The following is a 10,891-nucleotide window of genomic DNA, read 5'->3' as shown; positions in this document are numbered from 1 at the left end:
GGTTGCATTCCCTTACGGACCCCAAGCTTACCCCAGAGGCCCTCACTCCCAGCGTCTACGGTGATCGCAAGTTCGGAGTTTGACAAGGAACCGATCGGTTTCCCGACCTAAGCTCCTAATCAGTGCTCTACCCCACGATCGACCTCGGCTGAGATCTAGCTGCGACTAGTTTCAGGAGGAACCAGCTATTCCCAGTTTAGATTGGCCTTTCACCCCTATGCCCAGATCATCCGAAAGATTTGCACATCATTACCGGTTCGGTCCTCCACCTCTCTTTCGAGAGGCTTCAACCTATCCAGGCATAGATCAACTGGCTTCGGGTTTCCCACCAATGACTCCAGGCGAGCGCACCTAGTCCCTAGCGCCTTGCGGCGTTGCGGACCTTCGGTTTCCCTGCGACTCCGCTCCTACGAGCTTAGTCTCGCCATTGATCAGAACTCCCTGGCCCGTTATTCGAAACGGACGATACGACACTGGTCCATCTTGCGACTTCTTCCCTTTCATGCCGTATCTGAATATAGCCGTTTGGTTTCACGCACTTTTAACCTCCCGTCAAGGGTACTTTTCAGTGTTCACTCACGCTACTACTCCACTATCGGTCTCGAGACGTTTTTAGGGTTGGAGGTAAGTGTCCCCCGGATTCACGCGCGATATCCAACGCGCGATACTCTGGATACTCAGATTCATCCTCTCAGTTTGCTCGTACGGGACTATCACCCTCTATGGTGCGACGTTCCAGTCGACTTCCGATTCGCTGAGGAGGACGTACCAAGTCCAACAACACCACACGTACCTCTCCTTTCGGAGAGGCATTCGGTTTACCCTGTGCCGCGTTCGATCGCCTTTACTGACGGCATCTCGGTTGATTTCTTTTCCTGCGGGTACTAGGATGTTTCGATCCCCCGCGTTCCCGATCCTTCCGGACCAGTTCGAAGACTAGGAAGTCCCATTCGGCGGTCACCGGATCATAGGCTTCTTGCACCTACCCGGCGCTTTTCGCAGCTTGACACGACCTTCTTCGGCGCTCGAGCCGAGCGATTCCCCAAACGGCTTAGCAAATTTGCCATTTAGACTGTCGACTTAACATACGTCCAGATTGCGTGTGATTGGATCATGGGGCCCGCTTCGACGCCTTCCTCCGTCGAACCGCCCTATCCACTTCCCCGGAAACAACCTCTCCGGGTGCACCTCTCTTCTCAAATTGACTCACCGCGGCCATATGTATGGCACGGCGCAGTGAGCCCCTTCATGCCCGAGGTGATATTTATACGTTGTTCCCCGCCATGGCTTCACATGGTCAATAGGAATAAGCCCATTCCCCTCGGGTGGGGAATATCCCCTAGCATAGATGTCGTATATAACTGTTGTGAGCAGAATGGGTGACAATCTGGCACGACCGTCGATGGGGCGCATTTCTGTTCATCGCACGGATCGCTTCCGACCAACGAAAAGGGGTCGGGGCTTGTCCGCTAAGACGAACGGAACGAGGAAAGGTCTCCTTCTTGGTATCTAAGTAACGTAGTAGAGGGGGTCTGCCCTCATCCTAGTTCAAAGCGTTCTTCAACAGGGGAGGGACGTCCATCGGTAACGATGCCACCTTGACGCCTGCTTTGTTCAAAGCCGCGATCTTGCTGCTGGCCGTGCCTAGCCCTCGAGCTATGATCGCTCCCGCGTGTCCCATGCGCTTCTCCGGAGGGGCGGTGCGACCGGCGATGTATGCCACCACCGGCTTCGTCATTCTTGCGCGAATGAACTCCGCTGCCTCTTCTTCTGCGAAGCCACCTATCTCGCCCACGAGCACGACCGACTCCGTCTCCACATCCTGCTCGAACATCTCCAGCACCTTTACGAAGTCGGTGCCGATGATGGGGTCTCCTCCGATGCCGACGCAGGTAGACTGTCCTATCCCAGCCTGCGTCAAGGCGTTCACGATCTCGTAGGTGAGCGTGCCGCTGCGAGAGACGACCCCCGTGCTCCCCCGCCTGAATATCATGCTCGGCATGATGCCTAACTTGCCTCTCCTCGGGTTCGCAAGCCCGGGGCAGTTGGGGCCGAGAATGCGAGCTCCATTGAGTCGCGCGTACTGGATCATGATCATGGAATCGTGCTGGGGGATATGCTCGGAGATCACCACCACCGCCTCGATGCCAGCCTCCAAGGCTTCGATGACCGCGTCCAATGCGAACCTGGCCGGAACGAAGACGACTGATGTGTTCGCCCTGGTCTCCTTAACCGACGCCGCCACAGTATCGAAGACCGGCAGTTCTCCGACCTTTGAGCCCCCTCTTCCCGGAGAGGTGCCGCCTACGACCTTGGTGCCCATTTCCAACATGCTCAGCGCGTGGAACGAGCCCTGATGGCCGGTGATGCCCTGGACGAGCACCCTCGTCTCATCATCAATGATCACCGTCACGACGATCACCCCCCCTTCAGCCTGACAACCTCCACGCATGCCTCGTCGAGATCGTACAGCGCCTTCACTCCCTCAGCTGCCAGCAATTCAAGCGCTTCCGCTTCATTGACCCCTAGGACGCGGACCACCAGCGGTATCTCGATCCGCAAACGTCTTCGCGCGGCGATCAGGCCTTCGGCCACAGTGTCGCAGCGGGTTATCCCTCCAAAGATGTTCACCAGGATGGCCTTGGGTCGCGCCTTGAGAATGAGTTCCATCGCTCCCTCGACCACCTTATCATCATCGGTTCCGCCCAGATCGAGGAAAACTCCTCCTTTGCCACCCCGAATCGCCAGATTGTCAAGAGTGGCCATGGTCAGTCCAGCGCCATTGGCTATGACCCCTATGTCGCCTTCGAGCTGGACCAACGAGATGCCTCGCCCCTTTGCCTCAATTTCCAGAGCGGTGGTTCCCAGTTCGTCCAAAGGCAGTTCTGGGTGCCTGAACAATGCGTCATCATCCAGGACCACCTTGGAATCGGCGGCGATGAGCCTGCCGTCCACCGTCATTGCCAGGGGGTTGACCTCCACCAGTTCGCAATCCATTTCCCAGAAGAGGGTCCATAGGTCGTTCAGCAGCTTGCGCAATTGTCCAGATTGCTCGGAATCGAGGAGCAAGAAGTCCGCCGCCTGGCGAGCGATATGGTCCTGGAACCCGACGAAGGGATGGACGTGCCAGCTGTTGGTCCTCGTCGATTCGACGGCTTCCACTTCCATCCCTCCTTGGGATATCACCAGGAGTAGGGGCAGACCTGAGCTGCGATCAAGGGAGAGGCTAACGTAGAACTCCCGCAGGATGTTCAGCCGTTCCTCGACCAGGACCTCTCTTACCATCTCGCCCGAAATCTGCATGGAAAGCATCTCAGAAACGGCCCGCTTCATCTGGTCGAGGCCGGAAGCGAAGCGGATCCCGCCTGCACGTCCTCTCCCTCCGGAGCGAACCTGCGCCTTTATCGCCATTGGCTTGCTAGGAGGACGAACCTCATCCGGGGAGCGGGCGAGGTAGCCCTCTGGCACTGGGATATCGAACCTGCGGAACAGTTCCTTGCCTCGAGCCTCGATGAGCTTCATTCTCAACCTCGTGCATAATCCATCCGGCTGCTAATGAAACTACTTTGACATGACGTGACGCGGGGTCCGTCCCTATCTCTCCTTCTTTGCTTCTCTGCCCTTGCCTCAACGCACGAGTGTCTGGGTGTTGGAACAGACCGAGGTCTGGGACTAGGGTGTCAGATATGAATGAAGCAAGCTGGCCATGGCAAACGGCACGCTTCTCCGCCTTCATCGCCGATTCCACTATCGAAGGTGGACCTCCATCGTCGCGTTCTTCTCAGCCAATCATATAAAATACCGCAAATGGATACAATTATTAGACCAAGGCGCAGCGGTCTAGGTCGTGGAATGGTGGGGAAAACGAGGATTGGTGCTCTATTGCTGGTGAGTCTGCTCCTCATATCTGCACTAGGGATCAGCCAGGCGTGCACGGGGTCGACGGATTCGCCGGAGGCAACGGACCAGACCCGATCCGATCCGACCCCGACCCGATTCCCCCTCGCATCCCCGGATGGTGCAGAGCCCCTCTCGATGGGGGAATCGGCAGGCTTCTCGGTCACCGACCAGGCCAAGGTAGCTGTCCCTTGGACATTCATGGTTTATCTGGATGCTGACTGCAACCTCGAAGAGGCTGGTTTGGACGACTTCATTGAGATGTCTTCGGTGGGCACGAGCACGGCCATGAACATAGTGGTGCAGATGGACAGAGCTAGCGGATACTCGACCGGCTATGGTGATTGGACGACCGCCAAGCGGTTCCTGGTCGCGCAAGGGAGTACACCCATCACATCCAATGCTCTCGCAGATATTGGCGAGGTCAACATGGGCGACCCGGTCACCCTGAGGAACTTCATGGAGTGGGCCATTTCGACTTATCCGGCCCAACGTTATGCCCTGGTGCTTTGGGACCATGGGGGTGGTTGGCACGGAGGGGTTTGCAGTGATGAGTCCGCGAGCGGCGACGCATTGAGCATGCCGGAGCTGCGATCTGGCATCAGCCTGGCCCTGGCTTCTCAATCGGCCCACCTGAGCGTGATAGGTTTTGATGCATGCCTTATGGGCATGGCCGAGGTCGCCTACGACCTCAAACAATACTCAGATGCCTTCGCTTTCTCTGAAGAAACCGAACCCGGGCAAGGGTGGCCCTATGATAAGGTGCTGGGCGATCTCAAGACCACCCCATCCATGACCGGCATGCAGCTGGCGGATGTCGTGGTGAACCGCTACGCGGAGTCCTACCCCCCCGCAGGGAAGGAAACGCAATCCTCCGTCATCAGCGCTCAGATGTCCGCTCTAGGGATGGCAGTCCAGGGGTTCGCCAACGCCATGATATCCGACTGGGGTGTCAGCGAGACTCAAATAAAGAACGCCCGCGCCCAGACGGATGGGTTCGCGTACACGTATTACGTGGATTTGTATCATTTCGCACAGCTGGTCAAATCTAGTCTAGGGACGGGAGCGATCGCCACTGCCGCGCAGGCTGTCATGGATGCCGTGGATTCCGCCGTCAGCAACGAGCGCCATGGGGCCCAGCATGCTTCCGTCCATGGCCTGAGTATCTACTTCCCTTCCATCGCTTCGGACTATGACCAGACGGGATACGCCTCCAGTCTCATCTTCACCAGCGACCTCACCTGGGATGATTTCCTCAACACCTACTTCTCGACCTCGAGTGGAGGAGCTGCGACCGCAGATCCCTTCGAGCTTGACGATTCCTATGCGCAAGCGTCCGAATTGGTCGCAGGGCAACCACAGATCCACTCCATCGATCAGGGCGGGGCGGATGTGGACTGGGTATATTTCACTTTGACGACCAGCGAGAACGTCGTTCTCATGACCGACGGAGTTTCGGGGGACACGGTCATCTACCTATACGCACAGTCGGACGTGCCGACCACATACATCTTCTCGGATGATGATGGCAACGGGCGCTTTTCCCGTTTGGATGTGGCCTTGGCAGCGGGAACGTACTACCTGAAGGTTACAGAGTATGGCCAGAACGATGAGATTACTTCCTACTCCCTCTCACTGATCAAGCCGCTCACCGGAGATAGCTACGAGCCTGACGACGACTCCAATCATGCAAGTCCGATAGCCCTAGGGGAGTCGCAGACGCACTCCATAGGCAACGCCGGGGCTGATGTGGATTGGGTGACATTCACTCTCTCGCAGACGACCAACGTTCTCATCGAGACCTATGGCCCGGCGGGGGACACGAGGCTTTTCCTCTACGAGGACACCATCCTCGGACTCTATGAACTGGATTGGGACGATGACTCCGGCATAGGCCTGTTCTCAAAAATCGTAAGCTTCGATTTGCCGGCCGGAACGTATTATGCGGCGGTGGAGGAGTTCCAGAATGACGATGAGATCCCGTCGTACAAGTTCAACCTGACCTCGTTCTCCATCGACGATCAGTTCGAGCCGGATGGGGGCTATCAGCAATCGACGGAACTCACCCCTGGCCAGGCCCAGTCCCATAGCATTGGAGAGCAAGGCGACGACGTCGATTGGCTCTGTTTCACAACGTATTCGTCCGGAAGGGCTTACATCGAGACCCAGGGAGATACTGGAGATACCCAAATGTGGCTCTACACCTCCGCCGGAACTCCAAGCAGCCACCTGCTTTTCGACGATGATTCGGGCGACGGCTACTTCTCTCTAATCGACGCCGATCAACTTATCGCTGGCAAGTACTACGTCAAGATCGGAGCCTACCATGGCGTTTGGGGAGCGGAGGTCATCCCTGAATATCAGGTCGTGCTCTTTACAGACCCTTCAGCACCCCGAGTGCCAGGAGCGATCAATGACACATCCTCCATCACCGTCAGTTGGACCGCCCCGGCCAGCGACGGAGGTTTTCAAATCAAGAACTACGAGGTATATCGCGGCACCTCGATTGGCTCGATGCCCTTCTACCGAACGGTCCCCGGAACCCGGCTGGTGGATATCAACATCAGCGCCGGTCAGACGTACTACTACAAGGTTAGGGCGACCAGCGATTTCGGGTCCAGCGTCTTCTCTTCAATCATCCAGACGACGTCCAGTGGAGGCTCGGGCTCGGCACCGGACCCAGTAGGGTCCATCAGCAAGGAGGAGCATAGCGATCGCATCGTGCTCACTTGGAGCGCACCGAACAATCACGGTTCGCCGATCACGCAGTACATCGTCTACCGGGGCAGCAGTCCCAGCTCGCAGACGCAGCTGGTGACCTGCGGCAATTGTGCCTACACGGACACCAGCGTGACGTCGGGTCAGACGTACTACTACTCAGTGGTGGCGGTCAATGGAATAGGGCAGAGCCAAGCATCCGCATCCGTGGAGGCGAAGGCCCAGAGCGGGTCCTCAGGTGGATCCGGAACGGGCATCGACAACAGCCTCATCTTGATGCTCGCCTTGGTCGGGATAGGGGCTGCGATCCTGGCGGTAGTCGTGGCAGTTGTCCTACGTTCGAGATCTCGCCGCCGAGCGCCTCCAACGGACACTGTGGCACCGGGACCGGTCTCACCCTCCACTGCTCCATCTGGTCCCGTTGGACCTCAGACCACCTCACCCAGCATCGCCTTCTGCCCGCACTGCGGTTCGCCCGCGTCAGGTGGCGGCTTCTGCGGCAACTGTGGCCAGAGGATAAGTTGAAGGAGCACCAGTTGCGAACGAAGGTGAGAAAGAAGTTTAAATATGACCTCCAACTTCGGAAATGCAAATGTCAGTCCACTGCCTACCTGGAACCGGGATCGACTGCAATGTGTTTCTCATCGACGGCACCGACCCGATATTGGTGGACACGGGCACGGGCGAGAACCTGGAGGGCATGCTTCGGAAGGTATCCAAGTGGGTGCCCCTGCAGAGCATAAGAAGGGTTGTGCTGACGCACCGTCACTTCGACCACGTGGGCGGCGCGGATGAGCTGGTCCGTCGTCTCAATGCAGTGCTGATGGCCCACGCCGAGGATGCCGAGGTGCTGCGGAAGGGGGATGGTCAGCAGACACTCTCCCTCATGTTCGGGATTCCAGGATGCAAGCTGGACGTGGCTACGTTGGATGAGGGTACCAAGTTGAGCACGGGAACGCACGAGTTCCAGGTGCTTCACACCCCCGGCCACACTTCCGGAAGCATCTGCCTCTTTGAAGAGAGCACGGGCATCCTCGTCTCGGGTGACACGGTCTTCGCTGAAGGTGTGGGCCGTTGGGATTTTCCTTCGGGCGATCTTGAGGCATTGAGGTCATCAATAACAAGGCTCGGCCGATTGAACGTCAAGGATGTGTTTCCGGGTCATGGTCCAAGCGTCCTGGGTGATGGCAAGCGGACCATCGAAGAGGCCATCTGGTATCTAGGAGAGTGCTGAATTGGAGATACTGAAGTGCGCGAAGAAGGTAGGCAAGGGATTCGAACTCTCGGAAGCCGAGGCCAACAAGGTGAAGGGAGAACTGCAAGCGGGACATCTGGTGGTCTACCCGACGGAGACGCTCTACGGTCTAGGGGCCAATCCGCTGGATGAGACGGCCGTGAAACGCGTCTATATGGCCAAGAGGAGGCCGTTCGACATGCCTCTGTCCATCGCGGTCAGCGACATGGAGATGCTGGAGCGGATCGCCATCATGGATTCTACATCGCGCAAGCTGGCGGAGCGGTTCATGCCCGGGCCGATCACACTCATCCTGATCAAGAAGCCGATAATTCCCGATATCGTCACCTCCGCTTCCGATGAGGTGGGCATACGCATGCCGGACCAACCGTTGGCGCTGCGCATCATCAAGGCCTTCGGCCCAATTACCTCCACATCAGCCAATCTGCACTCCAAGCCCGATCCGGTGACGATCAAGAACACCGTCAGGGACCTGGGGGATGCGGTCAGCATCTACCTCGACTGCGGGAAGACGAAGTTGGGAGTCCACTCCACCATCGTCACCGTGCGTGATGGTGAGATGGAGATCATCCGGCACGGGGCGATATCAGATAAGCGGATTGAGGCGGCGCTCGATGGATGAGGAAGTCCTGACCTGCCTGCGAAAGGCCGGCGCGATCTCGCGCGAGGCGCGCATGCACGGTGCCTCGCTCATCCGCGAAGGGGTGAAGCTCGCCGTAGTGGCCGATGAAGTGGAGGCCATCATCCTAAGGCGGGGAGCGAGACCGGCTTTCCCCGTGAACATCGGCATCAACGATGTCGCGGCGCACTACACCCCCTCTACGGATGACATGACAGTGTTCGAGAAGGGGCAGGTGGTGAAGCTGGACGTAGGAGCGCACGTCGACGGATACATCGGCGATACGGCTGTCACGGTGGAGGTGGGAACGAAGAACTGGACACCTCTTATCGAAGCCTCATCGAACGCCCTCAGGGTGGCGGTGCAGATGGTGGCGAACGATGTCTCCGTGAGCACCGTCGGCGGAGGAGTGGAACGTACCATACGCGCCGCCGGGTTCAAGCCGGTGGTCAATCTGACCGGGCACGGAATGAAACGCTACAACCTGCATGCTGGACTGACCGTTCCCAACGTGGACGACAAATCACCCCAACGCATCAAGGACGAAATGGTCCTGGCCATCGAGCCATTCGCCACCAACGGTGCTGGACAGATATTCAGCGACCGCCCAGGGAACATCTATCGGGTCCTAAGGGACAAACCCATGCGGGATTCCAAGGCCAATGAGCTCTTCCAGCGCATCAAGGTGGAGTTCGGGACCCTGCCCTTCTGCGAAAGATGGTGCACGGCCATTGACCCTCAGGCCCCAGCACATCTGAAGACCCTGGTCCGGCATGGGCACATCTCCAGCTACGCCATTCTGCGCGAGGTGCGCGAGGGCGTGGTGAGCCAGACCGAGCACACCGTCATAGTATTGCCCACCGGCGTGGAAGTCACCACCTGACGGGGCCAGGCGATTGAGCCTGAGCCTGGGAAATAGCTAGCTTCTCGGACAAGTTTAATAAGGTGCTCTCGGTTACGAGTTCAGTTCCTCTGCGAGGGTAGCCAAGCCAGGTCAAAGGCGACAGACTCAAGATCTGTTCCTGAAGAGGTTCGCCGGTTCAAATCCGGCCTCTCGCACCATTCCATTGTATATCGGCTGCAAAGTATTCCGGCCCTATCAAATTCAGTGAGAAATCAGTTGGCTCCAAGGACGCATCTTCTGGAATGCAGGTCCGGTAAACGTTTAATACGGGCGGCTCCGATAGATATCGGGAGGATTAACCTCTAGGAGGAAAGACCTTGGATATCTTGCTGTTGTTGATCGCCATCGTAGTATTGCTGGTAGCTTGGGTGATTGTTTCGATACCGCTTTGGCTAGCGGCGAAGGTGCTGACTCAGGGAAAAGCGACAATGGGAGCGGCCATGATCGGAATGCTATTGGGAGGCATAGTGTTCGTGGTCGTCTATGCAATCACCTACGTCGTCACGAACATCTTCACCAGTTCGACCACCGCCGTGTTGGTGGCGTCCATCGTTAGCTTCATCGCATTCCTAGGGCTCTTCAAGGGGTTGTTCAGGGTCGGCTGGCTTGCGGCACTGGCGATCGCGATCTTGGCGGTCGTTTTCGCTGTGGTCATACTGTTCATTGTCGCAGTGATACTGGTCGCCGTGGGCATCTCCGTGCTAGCATTGTAGCAACCACAAAACGCCAAATCACGAGCTGGACGGATCGCCTCGTCGTCTTCGAACAGACCGTCCTGACTCGTCGCCTTCCCTTCTTCATACGCACCATGTTGAAGGTGCAAGGGCAGCTGGCCTTCTTAAAAGACTATTCCAATGGCCTAATCGCCACGGTCGGCAGAAACTGAATTGCCCCAGCATGAATGAGATGTCGGCGCTAGGAATCGAGAAAACGAAGGGATAAGACAAGTGGTTTAAAGAAAAAGTTGGAGAGATCGGTTCTTAGAACCTGTCTCTCTTCGGCTTGTGCTTCTGGTAGCAATCCTTGCAGTAGACCGGTCTTCCTTCGGTCGGCTTGAATGGCACCTGAGTTGCTGCCCCGCAGTCGGAGCAAGTCACATCGCACATCTCTCGCGGTCTGTCGTCGCGCCTACCGTAACCACCACTTCTGGGTTTTCCGTACATTATATTCTACCTATGGTATTATATTCCCCAGTCCGCCTCAAGACGGCTTAGGGAATGATTTGTGATGTCTTCTGCCTGTATATAAATGTCGGTATGAAAAGCAGCTCCATTCGCTTCCTACCCTCATTGATTCGCAGAGCCTTCGTTTGCCCCGGGCGATGCTTGCAGGAGAAGTTATTTACTGATACCATCGCCTGCGGAGAGAAGGACTGAGGCCGGAAGATGACCCGGACCATTGAGACGGACGTCCTCGTGATAGGGGGCGGTGGAGCAGGGCTCCGCGCGGCGATCGAAGCAGCCAGGCAGAATGCTCGCGTTCTGATCGTTGCCCGTTC

At 57.3% G+C, this 10,891-nt stretch carries 8 protein-coding genes, 1 tRNA gene and 1 rRNA gene; 6 read left to right on the top strand and 4 right to left on the bottom strand.

All coding sequences use genetic code 11. From position 1 onward, the window contains the following. The 3 genes from NT137_01765 to NT137_01755 all read right to left on the bottom strand — a co-directional run. Positions 1-1,067: ribosomal RNA gene (locus NT137_01765) — 23S ribosomal RNA — on the bottom strand; the annotation flags it as partial. Between the two features lie 476 nt (positions 1,068-1,543). Continuing rightward, on the bottom strand, positions 1,544-2,413 hold the full coding sequence (gene sucD, locus NT137_01760; GenBank protein MCX6652067.1) for a succinate--CoA ligase subunit alpha: 870 nt from the start codon (positions 2,411-2,413) through the stop codon (positions 1,544-1,546). A 5-nt stretch (positions 2,414-2,418) separates the two neighbouring features. After that, positions 2,419-3,522 carry a hypothetical protein gene (locus NT137_01755; protein ID MCX6652066.1) on the bottom strand — a complete coding sequence of 368 codons (1,104 nt, stop codon included), beginning with the start codon at positions 3,520-3,522 and terminating at the stop codon, positions 2,419-2,421. 330 nt (positions 3,523-3,852) lie between these two features. Between NT137_01755 and NT137_01750 the strand changes: the two genes are divergently transcribed. From NT137_01750 to NT137_01725, 6 genes are all read left to right on the top strand, one after another. Beyond that, positions 3,853-7,140 (top strand): clostripain-related cysteine peptidase, encoded by a 3,288-nt coding sequence (locus NT137_01750; GenBank protein MCX6652065.1) that lies wholly within the window; start codon positions 3,853-3,855, stop codon positions 7,138-7,140. A gap of 67 nt (positions 7,141-7,207) precedes the next feature. Beyond that, positions 7,208-7,849 carry an MBL fold metallo-hydrolase gene (locus tag NT137_01745; protein MCX6652064.1) on the top strand — a complete coding sequence of 214 codons (642 nt, stop codon included), beginning with the start codon at positions 7,208-7,210 and terminating at the stop codon, positions 7,847-7,849. 1 nt (position 7,850) lies between these two features. Then, positions 7,851-8,492, top strand: coding sequence for an L-threonylcarbamoyladenylate synthase (locus NT137_01740; GenBank protein MCX6652063.1), 642 nt, complete (start codon positions 7,851-7,853; stop codon positions 8,490-8,492). After that, on the top strand, positions 8,485-9,372 hold the full coding sequence (map, locus tag NT137_01735) for a type II methionyl aminopeptidase (GenBank protein ID MCX6652062.1): 888 nt from the start codon (positions 8,485-8,487) through the stop codon (positions 9,370-9,372). Before NT137_01740 ends, map begins: the two co-directional genes overlap by 8 nt. A 91-nt stretch (positions 9,373-9,463) precedes the next feature. Next, positions 9,464-9,551: transfer RNA gene (locus NT137_01730), tRNA-Leu, on the top strand. Positions 9,552-9,710: 159 nt separating this feature from the next. Further along, positions 9,711-10,106 carry a hypothetical protein gene (locus tag NT137_01725; GenBank protein ID MCX6652061.1) on the top strand — a complete coding sequence of 132 codons (396 nt, stop codon included), beginning with the start codon at positions 9,711-9,713 and terminating at the stop codon, positions 10,104-10,106. A 267-nt stretch (positions 10,107-10,373) separates the two neighbouring features. Here NT137_01725 and NT137_01720 read toward each other — a convergent pair whose 3' ends face one another. Beyond that, on the bottom strand, positions 10,374-10,499 hold the full coding sequence (locus NT137_01720) for a hypothetical protein (protein MCX6652060.1): 126 nt from the start codon (positions 10,497-10,499) through the stop codon (positions 10,374-10,376). Positions 10,500-10,891 lie beyond the last annotated feature (392 nt).

The sequence above is a fragment of the Methanomassiliicoccales archaeon genome (assembly GCA_026394375.1).
Taxonomy (GTDB): Archaea; Thermoplasmatota; Thermoplasmata; order Methanomassiliicoccales; family UBA472; genus JAJRAL01.
Note: the sequence above shows the minus strand (reverse complement) of the source record. Positions and strands in the feature narration are given on the sequence as shown.

What these genes read in the sequence shown, in the direction of transcription:
- NT137_01750 (MCX6652065.1), top strand. Translation starts at nt 3,853, where the DNA reads ATGGTGGGGAAAACGAGGATTGGTGCTCTATTGCTGGTGAGTCTGCTC.
- NT137_01720 (MCX6652060.1), bottom strand. Translation starts at nt 10,499, where the DNA reads ATGTGCGATGTGACTTGCTCCGACTGCGGGGCAGCAACTCAGGTGCCA.
- NT137_01755 (MCX6652066.1), bottom strand. Translation starts at nt 3,522, where the DNA reads ATGAAGCTCATCGAGGCTCGAGGCAAGGAACTGTTCCGCAGGTTCGAT.
- NT137_01745 (MCX6652064.1), top strand. Translation starts at nt 7,208, where the DNA reads ATGTCAGTCCACTGCCTACCTGGAACCGGGATCGACTGCAATGTGTTT.
- map (MCX6652062.1), top strand. Translation starts at nt 8,485, where the DNA reads ATGGATGAGGAAGTCCTGACCTGCCTGCGAAAGGCCGGCGCGATCTCG.